This window comes from Parabacteroides sp. merdae-related_45_40, from assembly GCF_001915675.1.
Genome location: NZ_MNQY01000099.1, coordinates 1 through 23,036 on the forward strand (window position 1 = coordinate 1; position 23,036 = coordinate 23,036).

22 protein-coding genes and 1 pseudogene are annotated in these 23,036 nt (G+C 44.1%); 12 read left to right on the forward strand and 11 right to left on the reverse strand.

Features of this window, described 5'->3' with window-relative positions; all coding sequences use genetic code 11:
- Positions 1-210 precede the first annotated feature (210 nt).
- The 10 genes from BHV83_RS11505 (at position 211) to BHV83_RS11550 (ending at position 12,477) form a co-directional block, all read left to right on the forward strand.
- Positions 211-1,173, forward strand: coding sequence for a glycosyltransferase family 2 protein (locus BHV83_RS11505; RefSeq protein WP_009276344.1), 963 nt, complete (start codon positions 211-213; stop codon positions 1,171-1,173).
- Between the two features lie 19 nt (positions 1,174-1,192).
- Entirely contained in the window at positions 1,193-1,882 is a 690-nt protein-coding gene (locus BHV83_RS11510) for a hypothetical protein (RefSeq protein WP_057318863.1), read from the forward strand.
- 1,172 nt (positions 1,883-3,054) lie between these two features.
- Entirely contained in the window at positions 3,055-3,444 is a 390-nt protein-coding gene (locus BHV83_RS11515) for a helix-turn-helix domain-containing protein (RefSeq protein WP_286757544.1), read from the forward strand.
- A gap of 141 nt (positions 3,445-3,585) precedes the next feature.
- Positions 3,586-5,154: a PAS domain-containing sensor histidine kinase gene (locus BHV83_RS11520; protein ID WP_122144650.1), complete on the forward strand. Its 1,569-nt coding sequence runs from the start codon at positions 3,586-3,588 to the stop codon at positions 5,152-5,154.
- Between the two features lie 288 nt (positions 5,155-5,442).
- Positions 5,443-5,982 (forward strand): FHA domain-containing protein, encoded by a 540-nt coding sequence (locus BHV83_RS11525; RefSeq protein WP_005868017.1) that lies wholly within the window; start codon positions 5,443-5,445, stop codon positions 5,980-5,982.
- Between the two features lie 339 nt (positions 5,983-6,321).
- The gene (locus tag BHV83_RS11530; protein ID WP_057318860.1) at positions 6,322-7,521 is read left to right on the forward strand and encodes an MFS transporter; all 1,200 of its coding nucleotides are present in this window, start codon (positions 6,322-6,324) and stop codon (positions 7,519-7,521) included.
- Between the two features lie 61 nt (positions 7,522-7,582).
- Positions 7,583-9,025 (forward strand): TolC family protein, encoded by a 1,443-nt coding sequence (locus BHV83_RS11535; RefSeq protein ID WP_005855881.1) that lies wholly within the window; start codon positions 7,583-7,585, stop codon positions 9,023-9,025.
- Positions 9,026-9,059: 34 nt separating this feature from the next.
- A complete protein-coding gene (locus BHV83_RS11540) occupies positions 9,060-10,046 on the forward strand; it encodes an HlyD family secretion protein (RefSeq protein WP_005855884.1) in 987 nt (328 codons plus the stop codon).
- A gap of 63 nt (positions 10,047-10,109) precedes the next feature.
- Positions 10,110-11,285, forward strand: a complete 1,176-nt coding sequence (locus BHV83_RS11545) for an ABC transporter permease (protein WP_286757538.1) — start codon at positions 10,110-10,112, stop codon at positions 11,283-11,285.
- Positions 11,269-12,477, forward strand: a complete 1,209-nt coding sequence (locus BHV83_RS11550; RefSeq protein ID WP_005855888.1) for an ABC transporter permease — start codon at positions 11,269-11,271, stop codon at positions 12,475-12,477. Before BHV83_RS11545 ends, BHV83_RS11550 begins: the two co-directional genes overlap by 17 nt.
- On the opposite strand, the gene BHV83_RS11555 is transcribed toward BHV83_RS11550, so the two are convergent.
- Positions 12,469-13,194 (reverse strand): MBL fold metallo-hydrolase, encoded by a 726-nt coding sequence (locus BHV83_RS11555; protein ID WP_022191785.1) that lies wholly within the window; start codon positions 13,192-13,194, stop codon positions 12,469-12,471. The two genes, BHV83_RS11550 and BHV83_RS11555, sit on opposite strands and share 9 nt — an antisense overlap.
- A 125-nt stretch (positions 13,195-13,319) precedes the next feature.
- On the opposite strand from BHV83_RS11555, the gene BHV83_RS11560 reads away from it, so the two are divergent.
- The gene (locus BHV83_RS11560) at positions 13,320-15,047 is read left to right on the forward strand and encodes a tetratricopeptide repeat-containing S1 family peptidase (RefSeq protein ID WP_286757539.1); all 1,728 of its coding nucleotides are present in this window, start codon (positions 13,320-13,322) and stop codon (positions 15,045-15,047) included.
- Between the two features lie 142 nt (positions 15,048-15,189).
- Here BHV83_RS11560 and BHV83_RS11565 read toward each other — a convergent pair whose 3' ends face one another.
- The 3 genes from BHV83_RS11565 to BHV83_RS11575 form a co-directional block, all read right to left on the reverse strand.
- Positions 15,190-15,900: a phosphatase gene (locus BHV83_RS11565; RefSeq protein WP_005868026.1), complete on the reverse strand. Its 711-nt coding sequence runs from the start codon at positions 15,898-15,900 to the stop codon at positions 15,190-15,192.
- Complete coding sequence (gene abc-f, locus BHV83_RS11570; RefSeq protein ID WP_008780306.1) at positions 15,897-17,516, reverse strand: ribosomal protection-like ABC-F family protein; 1,620 nt, start codon at positions 17,514-17,516, stop codon at positions 15,897-15,899. Before abc-f ends, BHV83_RS11565 begins: the two co-directional genes overlap by 4 nt.
- Before the next feature lie 300 nt (positions 17,517-17,816).
- Complete coding sequence (locus tag BHV83_RS11575; protein ID WP_005868028.1) at positions 17,817-18,269, reverse strand: copper resistance protein NlpE; 453 nt, start codon at positions 18,267-18,269, stop codon at positions 17,817-17,819.
- Between the two features lie 163 nt (positions 18,270-18,432).
- On the opposite strand from BHV83_RS11575, the gene BHV83_RS11580 reads away from it, so the two are divergent.
- On the forward strand, positions 18,433-18,609 hold the full coding sequence (locus tag BHV83_RS11580; protein ID WP_005855899.1) for a DUF4250 domain-containing protein: 177 nt from the start codon (positions 18,433-18,435) through the stop codon (positions 18,607-18,609).
- A gap of 137 nt (positions 18,610-18,746) precedes the next feature.
- Here the strand turns inward: BHV83_RS11580 and BHV83_RS11585 are convergent, their stop codons facing one another.
- The 7 genes and pseudogenes from BHV83_RS11585 to BHV83_RS11615 form a co-directional block, all read right to left on the reverse strand.
- Positions 18,747-19,607: a nitroreductase family protein gene (locus BHV83_RS11585; protein WP_022191780.1), complete on the reverse strand. Its 861-nt coding sequence runs from the start codon at positions 19,605-19,607 to the stop codon at positions 18,747-18,749.
- Positions 19,608-19,701: 94 nt separating this feature from the next.
- A pseudogene (locus BHV83_RS11590) lies at positions 19,702-19,878 on the reverse strand (GGGtGRT protein); the annotation flags it as partial.
- A 722-nt stretch (positions 19,879-20,600) separates the two neighbouring features.
- The gene (locus BHV83_RS21775; RefSeq protein WP_353743780.1) at positions 20,601-20,990 is read right to left on the reverse strand and encodes a lipocalin-like domain-containing protein; all 390 of its coding nucleotides are present in this window, start codon (positions 20,988-20,990) and stop codon (positions 20,601-20,603) included.
- Between the two features lie 84 nt (positions 20,991-21,074).
- Positions 21,075-21,380, reverse strand: a complete 306-nt coding sequence (locus BHV83_RS11600; RefSeq protein ID WP_286757540.1) for a hypothetical protein — start codon at positions 21,378-21,380, stop codon at positions 21,075-21,077.
- Between the two features lie 4 nt (positions 21,381-21,384).
- Positions 21,385-21,741 carry a hypothetical protein gene (locus BHV83_RS11605; RefSeq protein ID WP_286757541.1) on the reverse strand — a complete coding sequence of 119 codons (357 nt, stop codon included), beginning with the start codon at positions 21,739-21,741 and terminating at the stop codon, positions 21,385-21,387.
- A 42-nt stretch (positions 21,742-21,783) separates the two neighbouring features.
- Complete coding sequence (locus BHV83_RS11610; RefSeq protein ID WP_286757542.1) at positions 21,784-22,128, reverse strand: hypothetical protein; 345 nt, start codon at positions 22,126-22,128, stop codon at positions 21,784-21,786.
- Positions 22,129-22,216: 88 nt separating this feature from the next.
- Positions 22,217-22,528 carry a hypothetical protein gene (locus BHV83_RS11615; protein ID WP_286757543.1) on the reverse strand — a complete coding sequence of 104 codons (312 nt, stop codon included), beginning with the start codon at positions 22,526-22,528 and terminating at the stop codon, positions 22,217-22,219.
- Positions 22,529-23,036: the final 508 nt, after the last annotated feature.

A 23,036-nucleotide genomic window follows, 5' to 3' on the forward strand; every position in this document is an offset into this window, starting at 1 on the left:
CTTAAAGAAGCAACAGGATCAATCGTTTGGGAAGAGGATGTTTTCATGATGCAAAAATAAGAATTTTAACGCAATCCCCCAAGGTTTCAGACTGAGCCGTAAAAAATAGGCGGTATTCGATGTCCAGCTATGTCCTCTATTTGTCCAGTGCCCTTTTTTGATACACGCTTTTTAACTCTTTACTTTTGTCGGCAGATTAAATCTAGCTTAATGGAAGTATTTTCAATTATTATTCCTGTCTACAATCGTCCGGAGGAGATAGACGATTTATTAAACAGCCTTACCCGGCAGACATATGTACATTTTGAGGTTATCGTAGTGGACGACGGTTCTTCTATACCTTGTGAGCCCGTAGTCAATGCCTATAATGACCGCTTGAGGATTCGCTATTTCTATATAGAGAATTCAGGCCCGGGCTTGGCTCGCAATCAAGGGGTACGTTATGCGGAAGGAGAGATCGTGATTGTCTTGGATTCGGATTGTATCGTTCCGGCCAGCTATCTGGAACAAGTACACGAGTCCTTGATGCGTTATAAGGTGGATGCCTTTGGTGGTGCCGACAGGGCGCATTCTTCTTTTTCCGCTATACAAAAAGCGGTCAATTACTCGATGACTTCTTTCTTTACGACAGGAGGGATCCGAGGAAGCCGGAGACATTTGGATACATTCTATCCTCGGAGTTTTAATATGGGAATGCGGAAAGAGGTGTATGAAGCCTTGGGTGGTTTCTCTGATATGCGTTATGGAGAGGATATAGATTTTAGTATCCGGATTTTTGCGGCAGGCTATAAATGCCGTTATTTTCCGGGCGCTTGGGTCTATCATAAGCGAAGAACAAATTTCGTCCAGTTTTTCCGGCAAGTATGGCATTCGGGGTACGCTAGGATTATCTTGTACCAGAAGTACCCGGAATCATTGAAATGGGTACATTGCCTGCCGGCCTTATTTGTGGTAGGTCTGCTGGGGGTATGTATTTCCGCTTTTTTCGTTCCAAAGGTATGGGGGCTATTGTTATTTTATATTTCGCTGATCTTTTTTGACGCTTTAGTGAGAAATAAGAACGGAATCGTTGCGTTGTTATCTATCATAGCGGCTTTTGTCCAATTGATCGGATATGGGACAGGCTTTTTGGAAGCGATTTGGAGAGAGGGAATTCTAAGAAAGAAGTATTAAGATAATAAATACTATTTATATGAAGTTTGCGCTGCACACATCTACTGCCATAAGCTCGGTTCTAAAGGAGCCGGAGCATTTCTATGTAGATATTTATTATCTGATCATTTTAATCATCGTTACTTTTGCCCTACTTTTATTATCTTTTTTGCGTTATCACCTTTATAAGACAAAAAAGGAGAAAGAACTGAGAGAAATAGCGAGTCTTGTGGATAAAAATGAAATCTTGATACAACGTTATAGTCGTGAGATGTCGCACATCAAGGAGCAATTGGAAGCGAAGGAGAAATGCTTGATGGAATACCAGCATGCGGCTCAGTGGAAAGCGCATCGTGACGTGGAATCCTTGATCAAGGAAAAGGAACGTTTGGCGAAGTGTTTGCTGGAACAGTTGGATACGTTCAAGAAGTTGAAGATACTTTCTAAATCGGAAACGATATTGCCGGATTCGGATTGGAGAAACTTGATCGAGATCGTAAATACTCTTTATGATGATTTTATAAGTCGTTTACGTGTCGCTTATCCGGATTTGACGGAGGATGCCATTCGTTTTTGTTGCTTGATCAAATTGCGGCTAACCTCGGCGGAGCTGATGTCAGTCTTGAATGTGACGAAGGATGCTATCTATAAACGCAAATTTCGTTTGAAAAAAGAATTGATGCCAGATGATGATACTCGTTCCCTCGACGATTTCTTGGGAAGCTATTAGATCTGAACGAATAGTTTTCTTGTTAATAACTATGTTTTAGGGCATGATTTCGTTAAATCGAGTTAAGCGAATGAATTTTGCAAATAATTCAGTATGCTACATAACATAAAACCACCTATATTTGTACTGTGTTTTTCATGGTATTAGATTTAAGGTTAACAATTGAGATTGGCTGTCCGTGACGGATAGCCTTTTTTTGTATAGAGGCATGAATACACGAATTTTTGAGAACACTGCTTAAGCGCCCCTTTCCGAGGGTAACATCCATACTTTCAAAGTAAGCTAATTTCATCGGCAAAGTAAGTTAACTTGCTTTGGTATTTCAGCTAACTTACTTTGTCAATGAAGCTAATTGTATTTTTATGATCTTTTTCGGTTATTCTTTGTCTGTTTCGATTTTGTATACAATTGATGTGTTTTTGTACGCTTTTAGTTTAGTTATGCATTTAATAGTCAATTTTTTATTATATAATTTTGTCTTGTGTTTTTTTATGATTTCCTTGGTTAGCTGTTAGCACCAATTGATATATAAGGTTTGATGGCTAATAGAAGAGGGGGTAAGGAAAGAAAAATATCAAACGAATATACTTGGGACCTTAACGGACAGAACAAAATATAATATTATTCTGTTGATTGTTGTTGGAGGTAAGATTTCGTATTCCCTTAATTTATAAGAGTATATGCAAGAGAATAGGTATAATACATGTGATCGTTTTTTAGGCGGATTAGAAAAAGACTTTATTATTACGGAACAGATTGAAGATAGTCCATTGACTTCAGAGCCTTCTTTTTTGGATTACGGGATAATAGCAGTATGTAATAGAGGTAGTGCGATCATTCATTTGCTTGAAAATAAGCATGTATGGAATAAGAATGAATTGATTTTCTTATTTCCGAGACAGTTATGCTCAATGCGGAACGTGAGTGAGGACTTCTCGGCGAAGTTTATCATCATACCACATGTACTACATGGGGATGTATTAAGTTCCTTACGTCATTTTGATCCGGGATTTCATTTTTTCGTGAAGGATCATTTTTACTATAATATAGAGGATAATAATGGTATTGAGCGTTTTCAATCATTTTGCAAATTGATAGAGAATGAGCTTGAGCGGTATCGGGGTAATGGGCTTCTGAGGGAGCGGATTATATGTTACTTGGGGATTTTTTACATGGATGTTTACGACTATTATGTGAAAGTGCGTAAGAAAATCCCTTTCAGGACTAGTTTGAGAAAAGAGCAATTGATCTATGATTTCTGTAGTCTCGTGGCAGAGAATTTCAAGAATCACAAGAATGTCGGATTTTATGCGGATAAATTGAATATAACGACAACTTATTTAAGTGCGATCATGAATGAAAGGTGTGGCATTTCAGCCAAGGAGTTTTTATCTATCTATATAGTGTTAGAGGTAAAGTCGTTGCTACGTGACTCTCGATTAAATATACAGGAGATCGCTATATTGACTAATTTTCCGTCTCAATCGACATTGAATCGCTTTTTTCGTCAACGGACGGGAATGACTCTTTCTCAATATCGAAAACATATATTTTCAACATGATTATGTTTGATTTTCATATTATTTCTATAACTTTAAACTTCTGCTGCAATCGTTATTATCGTTCATTTGTTGTATAAATAACAGAGGAGATTGCTTGATTGATTTAAAGTTGGGAATTAGTGGTTATAATTTAATATGACGATGGGAAAATGTAATAAAATGCTAGAGGAAATGAGCTTTAATGCCCTATTCCAGAAATTACCTGTTGGAATTGAAGTTTATGACGGGAGGGGGCAGCTAGTGGATCTCAATAGGACGGACGAGAATTTGTTCGCTATAAGCCGGAAGGATATTATGGGAATAAATCTTTTCGAGAATCCTAATTTTCCAGAGGACAAGATCGCTCGTCTGAAACAGGGAGAAATGGTTGTGTTCGATTGTAATTATGAATTTGATAATATACAAACGAATGAGTACTATAACATAGACCCAAAAAAGGAAGGTACAAATTTACGTCTGTCTATTAAATGTGTGCCGTTGAAAGGAGAGGCTGAAGATATCTGTGGATATGTACTAATGTTTACGGATGAGACGGAAGAATATCAAAAGTCGGAGAAAGTAGAGGAACTGTTCACGAAGTTGAAAACGGTTATGCGTTGCAGTGATTCCTTGCTGTGGGAATATGATGTTAAAACCGATAAGATGCATATCGATCTGGACTTACGTGTTTTAGGTAATAAATCCAGATTGAGAGCAAGTAACTTGACAACGAAAAAAGATTTTTGTGAGATCGTACATCCGGAAGATCGGGAAAGGGTACTTGTACAAGGCTTTGAAAAGATTGTTACGGGTGAGATCGGTGAATATAGTATTCAATACCGACAGCTTTTTGAGGGGCAATATGTTTGGGTGAGAGCGTATGCGTACCCTTATAAATATGATGAGGCGGGAAGACCAGCGAAAATCCTTTATTACTTGATGGACATAACGGATGAGATCGCCATGCAAGATAAATTGCGCTGGGTGGAACGAGAGCGTCAACGGAAAGAATATGAGTTAGCTAAGGCTAAAGAGGCGAATCGGCTTAAGTCTATGTTCTTGGCGAATATGAGTCATGAGATCCGTACGCCTTTAAATGCTATTGTTGGTTTCGCGAATATACTGGCAGAGACCAAGGAGATAGAGGAGGAGGAACGAGAGTTTTATGTGGATATCATTGACAAGAATAGTGAATTGCTTCTGCAATTGATTGAGGATATCCTTGATTTCTCAAAGATTGAGGCGGGAACCTTTGACATTACGAAGAGAAATTTTGATTTTAAGGAGATCTGTGAGGAAACCTATGCGGTACATGCCTTGAAGATTCCGAAAAACGTTCGATTTGTTTTCGATCGGGGCTCACAACCCGTGACTGTTTTCTCAGATCCGAAACGAGTCGTACAGGTTATTTCTAATTTCTTGACAAATGCGATTAAGTTTACTTCGGAAGGTGAGATCAAATTAGCCTATAAGGTATCGAATGATGAAATACGAGTTTCGGTCTCGGATACGGGAATGGGAATCTCGGAGGAAGATTGTAGAACTATATTCGATCGTTTTGTTAAGTTGAACGCTTGCAAACAAGGTACCGGATTAGGATTGGCGATTTGCAAAAATATTATCGAGAACCTAGGGGGACGAATCGGGGTAGAATCTACATTGGGAGTAGGTTCCACTTTTTGGTTTACCTTGCCTTTGAAGGAGATTAAAGAGAATGAACCTAAGTTCTAAGGGGATATATATTATTTTACGGATATGTTTTAAAGCATGGTTTTGTTAAATCTGGTTAAGGAAATGAGATTTGCAAATAAAACATTATGCTACATAACATAAAACCTCTATATTTGCACTGTGTTTTTCATGGTATTAGATTTAAGGTTAACAATTGAGATTGGCTGTCCGTGATGGATAGCCTTTTTTGTTTCAAAAAATCATAACCATGAGATTTTAGGAGTGTAGCTGAAGGTTTTTTCGTAAATTTGCGCTCCGTTTGTAATACTAGATCCTGTATTTAAGTGTATGAAAAGAGTATTCTGTCCAAAATGTGATAATCAGTTGTCTTTTGATGAGACCAAATATCCGGAAGGGAAGGTATTAGCCTTCGTCTGTCCGCAGTGTGGAGCGCAATTTAAGATTAAATTGGGCCGAAAGGTGGTGAAGACGGCTACCGGTGAGGAAAAAGAGGTGAAGGAACCGGATTTCTCTTGCGGTTATATTACCATTATCGAGAATGGTTTTGCTTTTAAGCAAGATCTACCATTAGTGATGGGAGATAATGTGATTGGTCGCCGTAATAAGGATACGGAAGGTGTAGATGTCCCTATTATCACGAGCGATCCAAGTATGGGGCGTAAGCATTGTGTGATTAATGTAAAGAAAGACACTAATGGCAAGTTCGTTTATATGGTGCGTGACTTTCCTAGCTTGACCGGGACTTTTGTGAAAAATGTATTGGTCGGTAAAAAAGAACAAGTACGTATCGGGGAAGGTTCGATCGTAACGATTGGCGCTACTACTTTTATCTTACATTCGGCGAACGAGGGAGAAGAAGAGGAATAAATATAAAAAACTTCAGAGGCTGTTCCCGTTTATGATCTCGATCTTTAACTTCGGGTCGGAATGATGGCAGATAAGGGATTTTGGCGTTTGTTTTGGGAGTGAGTTATAAGATATATGCTCATTCCGGGATACAGCTCTGAAGTATCACTGAGAAAACAAGGCTCATAGGTATTAAGATTAAGCCGATTAACATAAAGAAATGAAAAGAACCGAAAGAATAGTTGTATTAACTATGGTTAAAATAGGCTCTTAGGGTTTGTTTTTCTAGAAATTAGCTAACTTTTTGTGTGGTTTTTAAAATGTTAATGAGCATGAGGTTAAATAGAAATATGGACAGTCATGGAGCAGGTTCCTAAACAGCAGCCGGTAAATAAAACAGCATTCCGGGTATTGGTGGCGTTAAGCGTTACGCATTGTTTGAATGATTCGTTGCAATCCGTTATCTCGGCGGTTTATCCACTTTTCAAGGATGATTTAGCGTTGAGCTTCGCCCAAATCGGGTTGATTACGCTTGTTTATCAATTATCCGCTTCTGTTTTCCAGCCTATAACCGGTTTGGTTTTTGATAAGCGTCCCGTGGCTTGGTCGTTACCTATTGGTATGAGTTTTACGTTGGTCGGCTTGTTGAATCTCGCTTTTTCCTCTACGCTCCATTGGGTCTTGATCTCCGTATTCTTGATAGGTATCGGGTCTTCGGTTTTGCATCCGGAAGCGTCCCGGATTACCTCGCTAGCGTCGGGAGGGCGTAGGGGATTGGCACAATCGCTTTTTCAAGTGGGTGGTAATTTGGGCGGATCGTTAGGTCCGCTACTGGTTGCTTTATTGGTGGCACCTTATGGACGGACTCATATCGCTTTGTTTTCTATACTGGCATTCGTCGCTATTTTGGTGATGATTCCTATCTGCCGTTGGTATAAGGCGTATTTGAGTCGGGTGAAATGGCAGAAGAAGTCGGGTGAGACGCATGTGGAGATGCCTCTTTCTTTGGGAAAAACAGTCTTTTCGATCTCGATATTGCTGACCTTGATTTTCTCTAAATATATCTATATGGCTAGTTTGAATAGCTACTATACCTTTTACTTGATCCATAAATTCGGGGTGAGTGTACAGACTTCGCAGATCTGTTTGTTCGTCTTCCTGATTGCTACGGCCATGGGAACCTTGGCGGGTGGTCCTATCGGTGATAAGATAGGACGGAAATATGTGATTTGGGGATCGATTCTAGGGGCAGCCCCATTTAGCTTGTTGATGCCGCATGTGGGATTCGCTTGGACGATCGTGCTTAGTTTTTGCGTGGGTTTGGTCTTATCATCGGCGTTCCCGGCTATTTTGTTGTATGCGCAAGAGTTGCTTCCTTATAAATTAGGTCTTATCTCGGGACTTTTCTTTGGATTTGCTTTCGGTGTGGCGGGTATAGCCTCGGCCGTATTAGGAAATATGGCGGATCATTATGGAATAGAGGCTGTCTACAACGTATGTGGCTTCATGCCTCTTTTAGGACTGGTTACTTGGTTCCTTCCCAACTTGAAAAAGAAGTAAAAACAATCCTCCCTTTTTCGCTGTTATTACTCCAACTGAACGTCAATTACTAAATGAGTTTATGGTGAGTAATATAGTATCTTACAGTATTCTTTTGCTGTATCTTCTTCCATGCGCTTCATGGAGCCAAGGGAACGATGTGGATTTAAGCTTGGAACAATCTCTCGACCTGCTTCATAAGGAAAATAAAAGCTTGAAAATAGCCGGGAAAGAAGTGGAATGGGCTCGGAATGAGCATCAAAAGCTAAACGCTTTTTGGTATCCGTCGGTGAACGCCGCGGGTGCTTTCGTACATATGTCGAATCCGATAGAGGTACGGCAGTCGCTGAGTAAATATACGGAACCGGCGAAGGAGTTTGTCCATAATTATATCCCGGATAATGAGCTGATCATGTCGGTATTGGATAAGATCGGGCAAGGTACTTTCTCGCTTCCGCTGATCTCCCAAAACATCACTTCTATAGACGCTACGGTGACGTGGCCTGTTTTCACGGGAGGAAAACGTATCTACGCGAACAAGATCGGAAAGACGATGGTCTCTATAGCGGAGGTGAATAGGAATCAAGTGGATGCCAACCAACAATCCTTATTGATCGAGGCTTATTTCGGGCTTCGTCTGGGACAAAGTGTGGTGGACGTAAAAACGGAAGTGTACAATTCTTTGAAAACCCATTATGACCAAGCCCTTAAATTAGAGCAAAACGGGATGATCAATCGGGCCGAGCGTCTGTTCGCTCAGGTAAGTATGGACGAGGCGAAACGAGAACTGGAATCGGCCCGTAAGGATTTAGCGGTCGCTCAACAGGCGTTTAAAAGCTTGATTAATATGGAGGAGGGGAGTGACGTACGTACCACGACTCCTTTATTCATTAATGAGGCGCTTCCTCCGGCTCAATACTTCAAGGATCTGGTTCCGATGAATAATTATATAGTCAATCAATTGAAATTGCAGCAGGTTGTAGCCGATAATCAACTAAAGATCGGCCGGTCCGCTTATGTCCCGAATATCGCTTTATTCGGCAAACAGACTTTGTACGCTGACGGATTGGATAAATATTTGCTGCCTCGTACGATGGTGGGAGTTGGTTTTACGTGGAATATCTTTGACGGCTTGAATCGGGAGAAAACCATCCGGCAGGCAAAGATCGCTAGTCAGTCGCTTCGTTTGGGTAAGGAGAAGGCGATTACGGATCTGGAGGTCGGTATCGATAAATTCTACAGCCAGCTACAAAATGCCTTGGACAATGTAAAAGCTTTGGATACGACGATCGAGATGAGCCGGGAACTGGTCCGGGTGCGGAAGAAATCCTTCCAAGAGGGAATGGCTACTTCTACGGAGGTAGTCGATGCCGAGGTTATGCTGGCGAAGGTGAAGACCGCTTTTCTTTTGGCTTATTATCAGTATGATGTAGCCTTGATTAATCTGCTGTCTGTCTGCGGTACGCCGGAGCAGTTCCACCAGTACAAGATGGAGGGAAAGACCGAGGAGCTTTTGGGGAATTGAAAATTGAGAATTGAAAATTGAAAATTTAGGGGTTATGGATAAAACTAAGAGATATTTGAGTGTGGCCTTTGTCGTGGTCTTGGCGATTGTTATCGTTGTCTCGTTGATCGGGATGATCTTGTTGAAAAAGAAGCCGGTGATCTTGCAAGGGCAGATCGAGGCAACGGAAATACGTATCTCCGGTAAGTTACCGGGGCGTATCGATACCTTTCTGGTAAAAGAGGGACAGAATGTACGCCAAGGCGATACCTTGGTAGTCATCAATAGTCCGGAGGCATTGGCTAAATATCAACAGGTGAACGCCATGGAGAACATAGCGAAGTATCAGCACCAGAAAGTGGATGAGGGTACACGAAAGCAAATCATCGCTTCCTTGCAACAATTGTGGAATAAATCCAAATCGGATTTACAATTGGCGAAGATTACCTATGATCGGGTCAATGCCTTGTATAAAGATAGCGTGGTAACCTCACAGCGTAAAGATGAGGTGGAGGCCATGTATAAAGCGGCTGAGGCCGCCGAACGTGCCGCTTATAGCCAATATCAAATGGCGGTAGACGGGGCGCAGATACAAGATAAGGAGAGCGCCCGCTCGTTGGTGACGGCGGCGCAAGGAACCGTGGAGGAGGTGGCGGCTCTCTTACAGGACGCTCGGTTGACGGCTCCGGAATCCGGACAAATCTCAGCTATTTTCCCGAAACGGGGAGAGTTGGTTGGGGCCGGGATGCCAATCATGAACTTAGTCGTATTAGATGACGTGCATGTGGTATTGAACGTACGTGAGGATCGTTTGCCTTTATTTAAGATGGGAGGAACGTTTGTCGCCGATGTACCGGCGATCGATAAGAAGGATATTGAGTTCAAGATCAATTATATCAGTCCGTTGGGCAGTTTCGCTACTTGGAAATCTACCAAGCAGACTGGTAGCTATGACTTGCGGACCTTCGAGATACATGCCTTACCGGTGGAGAAGGTGGAGGGATTGCGTCCCGGTATGTCCGTACTCTATCAACTCCCTTAATACTATCCATTTGTAGAGACGGGGCACGCCCCCGTCTCTACAACTAAATAATTTATTGTCGCTATGCTAAAGAAGAGTCCTTTCTATATGGTTTTACGTCGGGAACTGGATCGCATGGTTTCCCGGAGATTATATTTCGGGGTGTGTATCGTGTTGCCTTTGTTCTGTATATTCTTCATGTCTACGATTTTCGGAAGCGGGCAGATGGAGAACATACCGATAGCGGTAGTGGACCAAGACAACACCTCCATGTCTCGGGAGGTCATCCGGCAGGTAGAGGCGGTACCGACTTTCCGGGTAACCCGGCATTATACGGACCAAGAGACCGCTCGCCATGCTACCCAAGCAAAAGAAATCTACGGTTATTTAGTGATCCCCAATCAGTTTGAGGCGGATGCCACGGCGGGGCGTGACGCTACTTTATCGTATTATTACCACTATGCCTTGTTGAGCGTGGGCGGTGAGGTACGTGGGGCCTTCGAGACCCTGCTGCGTACGCTTTCGCTCGCCCCGGTGGTTGTGCAAGCTACGGCGATGGGGGTGGGGGAGAATCAGATAACCACCTTCCTATTACCGGTACGATCCAGTAGCCACCCGCTGTTCAACCCGGATCTGGATTATTCCGTTTATCTGAGCAATCCTTTTTTCTTTGTCTTTTTCCAAGTGATCATTTTGCTGGTTACGGTGTACGCTATCGGTAGCGAGATCAAGTTCCGGACAGGCGGTGGGTGGCTGGAGGCGGCACGGATGAACATGTTCGTGGCGGTGGTGGGCAAACTGCTCCCTTATACGATTATCTTTTGTATCATGAGCGTCTTCGCTAACTATATCATGTTCGGGGTCATGCATATTCCTTTCGCTTGCGGTTTCTGGCCATTGAACTTGACGGCGATCTTATTCGTGGTCGCTACGCAAGCGTTGGCGGTATTCCTGTTCTCGTTGTTTCCCGCTATAGCGATCGTGATTAGCGTGGTGTCGATGGTCGGTTCGCTGGGGGCTACTTTATGCGGCGTTACTTTCCCGGTCGATTCCATGTACGCTCCCGTACATTTCGCCTCGTACCTGTTTCCGGTACGGCATTTCGTGGAGATCAACCAGAACTTATTGTATGGCGATTACGGATTCCCTTATACATGGGTAAACGTAAGTTCGTTGTTTGCGTTTATGTTATTGGCATTGGCACTATTGCCACATTTGAAAACCGCTATTTTAAGTCATAAATATGAGAACATCCGATAATATGAAAGGAACCTTGGCGGATATCGCTTCCTTGGTCAAGGACGAGTTTAAGACGATCTCCACGAGCTACGCTATCTTGCTCGTCTTGGTAGGAGGTATATTTCTCTATGGCCTGCTGTATAATTATATGTATGCCCCGGATCTGGTGCGTAACGCCCCGGTGGTAGTCGTCGATGACTCAAAGACCGACTTGAGCCGGGAGTACATCCGTTTGCTGAACGCCACTCCGCAAGTCTCGGTAATCGCCGATGGTTTAGATTACGCCGAGGCGCAGGAGTGGATGAAGGAGGGGGATGCCGTAGGTATCTTGTATCTTCCCTCTGATTTCGAGACCCGGGTGGCACGAGGGAATGAGTCCCTGTTTATCATGTACCAGACGACAAGCGCCTTCCTATATTATATGGCGATGCAGGAGGCGTCCAGCGGTGCCATGTTGGCGTTGAACGATCGGTATCGTCCGGAGATGTTGGTGTTCTTGCCCCAGCAAGACGCTTCCAAGATCGTTTCGGCGCAACCCATATCAGTGGTCGGGACGGCGTTGTATAATTTTACGGAAGGATATGGAACCTATTTGATCCCGGCGGTATTGATCGTCATTATGTTCCAGACCTTGTTGATGGTGATCGGTATGATAAGCGGGGAAGAGCGGGATTCGGGTACCATCGTTCGTTTCGCCTCCGAGGGATTATCCTTTGGCCGGATCGCTAGGGTGATAATCAGCAAGACCTTTGTGTATTGCGTATTGTATACGATTTTCGCTTTGTTCTTGTTGGGCTTGATACCGCTATTGTTTGGCCTGCCGGATATCGGTAATTATCTGAACACCTTGATCCTGCTGATACCTTTCTTGCTGGCTACCAGCTTCTTTGGGCTGGCCGCCTCTTATTTCTTTACGGACTCGGAGGCTCCGTTATTGATGATCGCCTTCTTCTCGGTAGGCTTGATCTTCCTTTCCGGAGTCTCTTATCCCTTGGAATTGATGCCTTGGTATTGGCAAATGGCCCATTATATCATTCCGGCGGCTCCCGCTACGCTGGCCTATGTACAGCTCAACTCGATGGGAGCGTCGATTGAGCAAGTCGGTGTGGAGTACGTGACGTTGTGGGTGCAATGTGTCGTTTATTTCCTCTTGGCTTGCTGGGTGTACCGGCGGAATATCTTAAAGGCGAGCCGTGCCTTGTCGTCATTGTAGCTCCCGTATCCTGACGTCGATACCGCTACCTTTCAAGGCATCTTTCAACTCGCCGATCTTCGTATCCCCGTAATGGTAAGGGTATAGGATTTTAGGCGAGAACATCTTGGCCGCTTTCGCTGCTTGCGGGACGGTCATGGTATAAGGCTGGTTGACGGGAAGGAAAGCGATATCGATGTCTTTCAGGTCTTTCATCTCCGGGATGTCTTCCGTATCGCCGGCTATATAGACTCTTAGTCCGTCGAACGTGAGGATATAGCCATTATCCCGGTGGCGGGGATGATATTTATCCCGGCCGGGCGTGGTGTTATAGGCGGGGACGGCCTCTATCTTCATATAGCTGATGGAGGTATCCGTATCGCCGTTTTTTAGGACCTTCCCTTTTCCCAGCTTCTTTTGGCTGTTCTCGTTGGCGATGATTTCCGTACCGCTTTTCTCGACGGCTTGTATCGCTTTCGGGTCTAGATGGTCGCCATGCTCGTGGGTGATCAAGATGATATCGGCTTTCGGGAAAGTCGTATAATCGGCGTATTCGGAGACAGGATCTACCTGTATCGAATGATTGTCGTACGTAAGCATCAGGCTGCCGTGCTTGATGAACGTGATGATCAGTTCTTTTCCGCTCTTGGTCTTGAAAGAATCCGAGGCGAAGTTACTAGCGGAGGCTAAGCTCGCCATGAATAAACTACACATAAGCATACATGATTTTAGTCTCATAATCTCGCGGTTTTTTATAAGTGTTTCCGCGAATATACTCATAATAGATTAATTCCCTAATTTGTTCGCCTATCCGGTATAAATATTTACATTTGCGACGTATATTCTGATAACATGAAAACGAAATGAGAAGAATTGTTCTGTTGATTACGATTTGTTGCCAAGTATTTTGGGTGGCGGCGCAAAAGAAAGCGCCCAAATGGATGGATAAGCAACGAAAGGCGGTGGTTACCGTCACTACTTATGGAAAAGATAACCAGAAGAAAGCGTCTGGTACGGGATTTTTCATTACCGAGACCGGTGAGGCGTTGTCCGGCTATTCCTTGTTTAAGGACGCGGCGAGGGCGACCGTGACCGACGCCGACGGTAAAGAATATCCGGTAAGCCGCATCTTGGGGGCTGATGAATTATATGACGTGATCAAGTTCAAGGTAGAGGTTCCGAAGAAAGCTGTGTTCTTGCCGATCGCCCGTGAGCCGATCTCGCAAGGAGTTATCGCTTATCTGATGCCTTACTCGACCGGTAAGATCACGAAGTTCGGGGAAGGACCGGTCTCGGAGGTCAGTAAGTTGAAGGAGCCGTTCAGCTATTATAAATTGTCGATGGCGCTGGAGAGCGGGCAGGTAAACGCTCCTGTATTGACGGCGGACGGCGAGGTGTTCGGCTTGGCGCAGGAAGATGCATCGGGGAAGAAGGAAGATTCCTACGCGGTCTCGGCGGGATACGCGAATAGCTTGACGATTCAGTCGGCGGACGCCTTTAATTCCACCTATAGCCGGATTGGTATCCGGAAGGCGTGGCCGTCGGACGCAAGCCAAGCGCAGGTCTCCTTATACTTGATGGCAAACTCGCAAGACCCGAAGACGTATCTGGCTACCTTGAATGATTTTATCGCCACTTTCCCGGATTCTCCCGACGGGTATTTGAACCGTGCCAATCATTACGCTTACCACCGTGCGGATCTGGCTCCTACGGAGGCCGAGCAGGGGGCTTATCTGGATAAGGCGTTGGAAGATATAAACACGGCTTCCCGCTTCAGCGAGCGGAAAGGGGATATCTGGTTCAACCGAGCCAAGCTGATCTACGGCGTGGCCGCCGCGGATACGACCTTGAATAAGGAGCAGTGGACCGTCGATGCCGCTACCGAGGCGATACAAAAAGCGATCGGGGAGGAGGACTTGCCGGTCTATCGCCAATTGGAAGGGGATATCCATTTTTATAAAGGAGATTTCGAGCAGGCGTTCGCTGATTATATGAAGGTGAACGATAGCGATATGGCATCTTCTACCTCTTGGTATTGGGCGGCGAAGGCGAAGGCGAATATCCGGGGCGCTAACTTCGGGGATATCATCGCCTTGCTGGATAGCGCCATCGCCAAATGCGGGAACCCGCCAACGAACGAGGCCGCTCCCTATATCTTGGAACGGGTGGATCTCCGCTTGAAACTGATGCAATACAAGGAGGCCGTGGACGATTATGATTTATACTACGATCTCTTGAAAGGACAGGTCGGCGACCGCTTCTTCTATTACCGCGAGCAAGCGAAGTTCCGCATGAACGATTTCCCCGGAGCCTTGGCCGATATCCAATCCGCGATCCGCTTGAATCCGGGCGACCCGACTTATCCGGCGGAGGAAGCGTCCGTATATATCCGTATGGAAAACTATGATCAGGCGTTGAGGAGCTTAGAGAATGCCTTGCGGATCGCTCCGGATTTCGCCTCTTGCTACCGTCTGCGAGGCATCTGCTACGTCCGTCAGGGTAAGAAGGCGGAAGCGTGCGAGGCTTTCAACAAGGCGAAGGAGTTGGGTGATCCTGTCGTGGACAAATTAATAAAGGAACATTGTAAGTGACGAGATATCTGGGCAGGTACGCACGTCCGTATCTACCCAGCTGCACGTCCGTATCTGTCCGGTTGCACGTCCGTATCTACCCCGCTGCAGATACGTATCTGTGCGGTTGCAGGTACGTATCTGCCCGGATGTAAGGCTCCGCTTATCTCCCTATGAACTTCTTGAAGGCCTCTACCTTGTCGTTCAATATCAATTCCTCCGGAAATCGTGTCTCTTGCAATAACTCGTAGATATGATCGTACCGGGCTATATCGAAAGATATATGCGCGTCGCTACCTAAAATCACAGGAACCTCGTATTTCTTGCATAGGCGCAAGATCGTGAGGTTATTATCTCTGGCGGTGAGTTTCTTGCGGACCGGGTTGAGAGAGCTGTTGTTGATCTCCAGCAACGTGTGATGCTCTTTGGACGCTAATACGATAGGCTCGAAATCCACCTCGGCCGTACCGTCTCCCGGGTGACTGATGATGTGGACATGCGGGTTGCGGATCGCCCCGATCATCGCCTCCGTGTTCTGCTCGACCGTTCCCGGTTTGTAGCAAAGCGAGTGGATACCCGCTATCCGGATATCCAGCATAGGAAAGTACTCCTCGCCCAGATCGATCGTACCCTTATAATCGATGATGTTCAATTCCGCCCCGAGCAATAACTCGACACCGTATATCCGGCGGGGAACCACGTGCAGGTTGCGGAAGTAAATCGGGGAGCACGTCCCCGGTATGCCGGGGGCATGCTCTGTTATACCTAGTAACTTCAATCCTTTCTCGGAGGCGGCCGCTGCCATTTCTTGCAGGGTGCTAAAGGCATGCCCACTGGCTACCGTATGGGTATGCACGTCAAGTAACGTCTTCATAAATTCGTCTTTAACCTACCCGCGAAGGTAGTTATTATTTGGTGGATACCCAATTCCCGGATAAAATAAGCGTCGTGCGAGATCAGCAAGATCGTGCCCCTGTACGCACGGACCATGGAGGTGATAATCTCGATGCTTTGGATGTCGAGATTATTGGTCGGCTCATCTAGGATAAACAGGTCCGGAGTCTGGTTACTGATCATCAAGCAACAGAATGCCAACCTCATTTTCTCGCCTCCGCTCAGCTTCCCGCAACTCTTCTCCCACGTGTCGTGCGGGAAGAGGAAACGGTTTAGCAATGTCTTGATCTCGTGCTCTTGGAAATGACGCTCGTTGAAGGCTTGCGCTTGCTCGTACACCGTCCGGTCGTTCCGGACGATCGAGTATTCTTGGTCGATATAGATAGAGGAGAAATCCGCACGGATCAAGGAACCGCTACGAGGCGGTAACTGGCCGGTAATCAACTTCAGCAAAGTCGTCTTGCCTGAACCGTTATCGCCTTGTATCAGCCACCGTTCCCCACTCTTGATCTGGAAGCTCATCGGGGAGGGCCATAGATCGCCGGCCTCGGCGTAACCGAAATTGATCTCCTTGGCGGTAACCAATATCTTGCCTTCGTGTAAGCCGGATGCGCTGAAATCCAGTTTCATGCCTTGAAGGTCGGGTAGGGAGGAGCGCATTCGCTTTAGCTCGTTGGCAAGGTTCTCCATCTTGTCCTCGTGAACCTCTTTTAGTTTGGAGGCGCTTTTCTCGGCGTTCTCCTTCAATCCGCCCATCATGATCCGGGGGATTCCTTTCCGGACGCTTTGCTTCTCTCCCCGGGATTCATGCTTTTGTTTTCGCTCGGCTACCTCACGGGCGGTTTTCCTGACCCTGCGAAGCTCTTTCTCCTTCGCTTCCAGTTTCTCTTGCATGGAAGCCTGTTCCTGTTCTTTTTGTTCCTTGTAGAAATCATAATTACCCCCGTAAAGGGTGATCCCCCCGACGGATAATTCCGCTATGGAAGCTAATAGGTTCAATAAGGTACGATCGTGGCTGACGACCAACAAGGTGATACGGCAAGACGTGATGAAATCGTATAACTTCTCCCGGCTACGCCTATCCAGATGGTTGGTCGGCTCATCCAATAGCAGGATCGAGGGTTGGTGGATCTCGATTCCGGAGAGGAAAACCTTGGTTTTCTCGCCTCCGCTTAATGTGCGCATCGGTTGGGAAAGGAGGATATGCTCCAAACCCCAAGCGTGCAGGGCGGCGAGGCTCCGTTCCTCGATCGTCCAGTCATCCGCCAGCGTATTGAAATTAGAGAGGGAGGCGTCGCCCTCGGTAATCGCCCGCAAGGCTTCTAGTTTCCCGTCGATACGTAGGGCCTGAGCCACCGTCTGGTTATCATATTGCCCGAAATGCTGGGGTACGTAATAGGGTGGGGTCGGATAGATAATCTCCCCTTCCTGCGCTTGCAAGGTTCCAGCCAAGATACGGAGGAAAGTAGATTTTCCCGATCCGTTGTTCCCGACTAAGGCTACCTTTTGCCCCTTGTTGATCGTTAAGTCGATCCCCTTGAATAAGACTTGGTTGTCCGGATGTATATACGTGATTTTTTGCGCTACGATACTCATAGTGTGAACTGATTTAAAATGTGAGATACTAAAATGGATAAGAAATACCGATGATGATCGGTTTCACGATAGCCTCGAATCTGTCGTCACGAAATCAGCTCTATACGGATAGAGGGCTTTCCGGATGGAAAGAACGACATCTTGAGATAAATTAAGCGGCTATTCTCATTGGAGTAATTATATAGTTATATAGGGACGCAAAGGTAGGAATAGTTTTGGGTTTAGGCAAATGAGTATATACTTTCATGTACAAAAGGGTATGCTTTTGCCCTTGAAAGTATATACTTATGGGGATAAATCCTAGAATTTCTTTGTTTGCTTAAGGATATAGAACTTGGCTAAGTCGCCCGTGACGGGTTGCTTCTGCTGGTCCAGCATTTTCAGTTGGCCTTCCTCTACCTTATAATACGTGATGTCTCCCCCTTCTTGTTTCGCCGTCAAGATGTTACCGTCCAGCGTGTAAGTTCCCTTATCATTAAAAATACCGTCTTTCTCGTCAATATATTCGGAGCGGAGGGTAAAGGTTTTATCCTTGTTCAATGTCAAGGTCGTTTTAATACCCGGCGAGCTGGCGGCCGGTAATGTCCCTTCGTAAACACCCCAGTAATCCAAGGAAGTCTCTGCGTTGTGCATATCCGGTACTTGGGCGGTTTCCTGCTTGTTCTTGTCTGTTTGCGTGGCGTCTGCCTTTGGGTTGCCGCTACAGCTGAATAGGGCTGCGGCTACCGCTACTACTAATACATATTTTTTCATGTCATTCAATTGAATTATAAGTTCTCGTTATTTAAAACCAGTTTGTAGGTTGTTTTGTTGCGTACCGATATTCAAATAATAAGGATCGTGTCTGGGTTCCATCTGGCGAAAAAGCATTATCTTTGTGTTGTAAAACATAGATAACATTTTTATTCGTAAGATTATGTCATTACCAAACGATCCGATGATGCTATTCAGCTTCATCAATATGAAACTTCGTGACAATTATTCTTCCCTCGACGATTTATGCGAGGATTTGCAAGTGAACAAGAAATCCCTTCTTACAAAGCTTAAAGACGCTGGTTTTGAATACAGCCCGGAGCATAATAAGTTCTGGTGATCGGGAGTGATCCTAGCCCGGTAAACCTATGAGATCCGAACCATAAGTCAATGACTTACGTATCGTAATCCATTGACTTACGATGCGTAATCCAATGGATCGCATACACCGGTCGATAAGGTTGTCTCCATCAAGTCTCACTCGATATAGTTCTTGACGATCTCTTTCCGGTCCGTATACTTCGGGTATTTGAAAGCCGGTATGCCGAGCGCCATGATCGCTTGTATCTTGCCGTCGATCCCTAGCGTCTTGGCGAGCGTATCTTTTCCTTCCTGCCGGATGGCAGTGAGTACAAAGCCCATATAGATCTGGCTTACCCCAAGCGATTGCGCCATCAAGGAGGCGTTTTGATAAGCGAGGTTAGCGTCCTCACTTCCGAATCGGTTGGACTTCGGTGTATGGATCAGTAGCAGGGCGGTGGCTTTCCGGAGAATCGGATCTTTACCCGCCTTGTGTTCTTCTTTCAACCGATTGAATACCGGTACGTATTTATAGACATCCTTCATAAACGGCTTGACCACACATTTCACGACGGGATTCAATAATAGCTTCGCCAAGGAGTCGAACACGCCTATCGTATAATCGCTCACCTGCCGTAGCTTTTGCGGATCGGTGACGACGGTGAACGAAAGGCTTTGGGAGTTTGTCGCCGTCGGCGCAGAATGAGCGGCCTCCACGATCTTGTCCAGCATCTCCTTGGGTACGGGCCTCGAGGTCAATGTCCGGTTGGAACGGCGTGACTTGATCAGCAACATCACCTGCTCCGGCGTAGGCATTTGGCTGTAATCGATCGTATGCGTTTTCTCCGGCGGGAATTCGCTGTGCGACACGGAGCCCGTCGGACATACGTCCACGCAATGCCCGCAAACGATGCAGCTTTCTACACGTACCAGCCCGATCGTCTCTCCGGCCCTTTCTTGCGTGAATATATCCGAAGGGCATACCCGTACGCATTTCCCGCATTTGATACAACTCTCTTGGTCTATGTTTAGTGTCATCCTTTTCCTCCTTTTGATAAGTAAAATAAAAACTCCTGCAACCATCAAGATTACAGGAGTCTATATATAAACAATTATTTTATTGTTTAGTTGATTACTTCTTCATAGCTTCCTCGATAGCAACCGCTACAGCAACCGTAGCACCTACCATCGGGTTGTTACCCATACCCAAGAAGCCCATCATTTCCACGTGAGCAGGTACGGAAGAAGAACCAGCGAACTGAGCGTCACCGTGCATACGGCCCATCGTGTCTGTCATACCGTAGGAAGCAGCAATATTGCATCCCTGTAAACAAATCAATTGAATAATAAGTGACTGTTTTACAGATTAATATTAAATATTTTAAAGAGCAATCCAGATTATAAATCTTAGTATCTTGAATAAATGGTCGTGAATAAGCCGCAAGCGGACAAATGTATAACCTTTTATATATTTAATTAGCTTGTTATATTATCTTCATTGGCTTAAGCCTCCAACTTCTTCTCTTGTAGGAGAGGGAATATCCCTTTGTGATTTATGGGTTGGCTCTATCCAATTGCTATGTATTCCATAATCCTTTAATTATGAATTCATGCAAATATAGTTAATTAATAGGTTTTATGCAACTATTCATTAGAGAAGATGATAGGGTTTTAATAGATTGGTGAGTGCGAGCAGAGTTTTCCTCTAAACACTATTTAATCTTTATATGAACTAAAATTCCAGCATTTTGTACCTCATGCCATTTAACTATTAACAGCCCACTTCACACCGGTTGGTTCAATTCTATGTCTTCAATATAATCCTCTGTCAGACAGTCTAATTTAACTAAATATCGTATGATGTTTAGTTTGGTGGACTACTTTGGATTGACTAAATTTGTAGTAATTAATAAGTTAGTCAATTAGTATATCTGATTAACTCTTAACCTAAGATGTTTGTGTGAGATTAATTAGGAAAGGCGGCAAAGAGTAATCAATGCCGCCTTTGCTATTTTGTATCTGCCTTATCTACTATTCTACCCGCTGGTAGGAATAAGGTTTACCGTAAGGAGTAACTCCATCATCATCTAAATCTTGAATGGATAAGGTTTCAGAATTTAATAAGAGTATCTCACCAATCGCCCATTCGTCTTCGTCACTGAACATCTGGTATAGGAGATTATCTACTATCTTGTAAGTCCCATGTTCCTCATAATCCAATTCATCCGTACTGGTATAGCTGAATGTTCCGTTTTTCGTAAAGGTAACATGTGTATGCGTGTATCCCTTATCCACAATCAATTTCCATGTACCAACGATAGATGGAGTGATCTTCTTATCTCCATCCTCCTTATCATCGCCACAAGCTACTAAGTTAATTGCTAACATGGCCATTAATAAGACCATTACTAAATTCTTCATATCTTGAACTGTTATTGAATTTTATTTGAAGATTGGCAAATGAGTAACCCCAAATGCCAGTCTTAATCCTATAATGATATATTATTATGCTCCTTGTTCTTTAAGCCCCATATCTAAATCATCCAATATGGACTTTATGAATGAAAATAGTTCCATTGTGGTAGCCTGTCTTCCTTTGAACCTGTAAGATGCTATGGATGCGGCACTGCTACTTGATATGGTTTCTTGTAACTCCATGAATTGTTTCTTTAGAATGCGCCATTCCACTCGTATCTGTTGAAGTGGAGAACCACATTCCATATTATAGTAAATGATGTCAAATTGAGCTTCCATTTCCTTTAGAAGCTGATTAGCTCGATTCACAGTCTTGTAAGCGTTGAATAATCCCATGTTATTATAGTTTTAAGATTTCTAATATTGTTATTGCTTTGTTTCTCAATTCAAGAGAAGAATTAAAATGATAAAGCCTATTAACCTTTTCATCCCATAGCTTGATGGCAAACAACGCTCCTAACGCACAAGTGTATTGGGAGCTAAAGATGAAGTATGGTGTTGTATTAAGGGTAGTCAGAAAATCATGTGCAGTAGGTGCTAATTCTAACTGTAATGATTTGCCATATAGCTCTGCTAACTTGTTTGAGTTACAGACTTTATCATAGACCTTCTTGAACTTCTCCACTCCATTGTGGCGTATGTATTCATTAGAGAAACCATCTATAACCTCTTCTAATGTGTTTGCTAAGAATTCCATATATGTTTAATTCTGTTCTTGATAGTAATTGTATTAGGAATCTTAAACCAAAGGAGGTAGATTGTACATCTTAACCATATAATGTAGTGCATTAAGTTCCATTTCATTAATTACTTCATCTACTATTGCCATTTCAACAAGTAATTTGTGTATCATAAGTTTCTTCTGAAAATCTAAGTTACTAATCAATGTCTGAACCTCTTCTTCTTTCATTAAGATAGCCTCTTTGACTATTCCACCTAAGAAATCATTCAAACTAAAGCTAAGAGCTTTACTTGCTATTTCACTGAGTAGGCGATTCTCAAGGGAACCTCTACGTCCATCTGCATTTGCGATTATTATCAATGTATGTAATATCGCTAATCTTTCTTTAGTGCTAAGTGACATATTGTTTAATATTAATTCCTCCCTGTTCCTTTGGGGAAACTGTTGTAATTAAAGCGTAAGGAACAGTAATATTTTGGTATTACTACGCTTATAAGTCTAATATCTTCTTTACGTTTTGAGCCAGCTTATATCTAAAACTACCAACAGTGTCACAAGCGGCGATTTCATTAATCCAGTCAAAGACTACTTTGCGCTTAGAGTAATCCATATTGTGTAAAACTATAAAAGCCTCTCTGGGCGATAACTGTGCAGATTGATTTGACATCTCTGGTGAAATTGAAAACCTATCATTTGCATCTAATAGGATACTGAGTGGCTTTCCCGTAGGACAAGACTGCTCTCCATATGCAGCAGCTCTAAGGATTGCACTAAATGCGATTAATTCTTTGTTTGTAAACATAAACATTGAGTTGTGCTCACCTATTCCCTCTGGTAAGCTATTAAATGTAAGAACGTGAGGAACTACAACATTTTACTGTTGCCACGCCTGTTTAACTTTAACTAATTACTGATTCTTGAATGAATATAAGTCTTCCCTCACTATTTGCAAGAAGGAGTATAGATCATTATCCCTACCTTGAATTGGTATGATAACACTCATGGCTGCATCTGGCATCTTATCACCTTTACTTGATAAGGTCTGTAACCTTCTTTCTACTTCAAGACACAGTTCCGCCTTGTCTGGCTTAGGACACCTTTGCAATTTCACCATCAACTTCATAATGGCTCTACAATCACGGAGTAAGGAAATCCTGTCTACTAGTGTGAACAACCCCATAAGGTTAAATTTAAAGTTACTTACCTGTTCCCGGCTCAGTCTGAAACCTTGGGGGATTGCGTTAAAATTCTTATTTTTGCATCATGAAAACATCCTCTTCCCAAACGATTGATCCTGTTGCTTCTTTAAG

Coding starts and splice junctions, on each gene's coding strand:
- BHV83_RS11505 (WP_009276344.1), top strand. CDS start 211: ATGGAAGTATTTTCAATTATTATTCCTGTCTACAATCGTCCGGAGGAG.
- BHV83_RS11510 (WP_057318863.1), top strand. CDS start 1,193: ATGAAGTTTGCGCTGCACACATCTACTGCCATAAGCTCGGTTCTAAAG.
- BHV83_RS11515 (WP_286757544.1), top strand. CDS start 3,055: ATGGATGTTTACGACTATTATGTGAAAGTGCGTAAGAAAATCCCTTTC.
- BHV83_RS11520 (WP_122144650.1), top strand. CDS start 3,586: ATGGGAAAATGTAATAAAATGCTAGAGGAAATGAGCTTTAATGCCCTA.
- BHV83_RS11525 (WP_005868017.1), top strand. CDS start 5,443: ATGAAAAGAGTATTCTGTCCAAAATGTGATAATCAGTTGTCTTTTGAT.
- BHV83_RS11530 (WP_057318860.1), top strand. CDS start 6,322: ATGGAGCAGGTTCCTAAACAGCAGCCGGTAAATAAAACAGCATTCCGG.
- BHV83_RS11535 (WP_005855881.1), top strand. CDS start 7,583: ATGGTGAGTAATATAGTATCTTACAGTATTCTTTTGCTGTATCTTCTT.
- BHV83_RS11540 (WP_005855884.1), top strand. CDS start 9,060: ATGGATAAAACTAAGAGATATTTGAGTGTGGCCTTTGTCGTGGTCTTG.
- BHV83_RS11545 (WP_286757538.1), top strand. CDS start 10,110: ATGCTAAAGAAGAGTCCTTTCTATATGGTTTTACGTCGGGAACTGGAT.
- BHV83_RS11550 (WP_005855888.1), top strand. CDS start 11,269: ATGAGAACATCCGATAATATGAAAGGAACCTTGGCGGATATCGCTTCC.
- BHV83_RS11555 (WP_022191785.1), bottom strand. CDS start 13,194: ATGAGACTAAAATCATGTATGCTTATGTGTAGTTTATTCATGGCGAGC.
- BHV83_RS11560 (WP_286757539.1), top strand. CDS start 13,320: ATGAGAAGAATTGTTCTGTTGATTACGATTTGTTGCCAAGTATTTTGG.
- BHV83_RS11565 (WP_005868026.1), bottom strand. CDS start 15,900: ATGAAGACGTTACTTGACGTGCATACCCATACGGTAGCCAGTGGGCAT.
- abc-f (WP_008780306.1), bottom strand. CDS start 17,516: ATGAGTATCGTAGCGCAAAAAATCACGTATATACATCCGGACAACCAA.
- BHV83_RS11575 (WP_005868028.1), bottom strand. CDS start 18,269: ATGAAAAAATATGTATTAGTAGTAGCGGTAGCCGCAGCCCTATTCAGC.
- BHV83_RS11580 (WP_005855899.1), top strand. CDS start 18,433: ATGTCATTACCAAACGATCCGATGATGCTATTCAGCTTCATCAATATG.
- BHV83_RS11585 (WP_022191780.1), bottom strand. CDS start 19,607: ATGACACTAAACATAGACCAAGAGAGTTGTATCAAATGCGGGAAATGC.
- BHV83_RS21775 (WP_353743780.1), bottom strand. CDS start 20,990: ATGAAGAATTTAGTAATGGTCTTATTAATGGCCATGTTAGCAATTAAC.
- BHV83_RS11600 (WP_286757540.1), bottom strand. CDS start 21,380: ATGGGATTATTCAACGCTTACAAGACTGTGAATCGAGCTAATCAGCTT.
- BHV83_RS11605 (WP_286757541.1), bottom strand. CDS start 21,741: ATGGAATTCTTAGCAAACACATTAGAAGAGGTTATAGATGGTTTCTCT.
- BHV83_RS11610 (WP_286757542.1), bottom strand. CDS start 22,128: ATGTCACTTAGCACTAAAGAAAGATTAGCGATATTACATACATTGATA.
- BHV83_RS11615 (WP_286757543.1), bottom strand. CDS start 22,528: ATGTTTACAAACAAAGAATTAATCGCATTTAGTGCAATCCTTAGAGCT.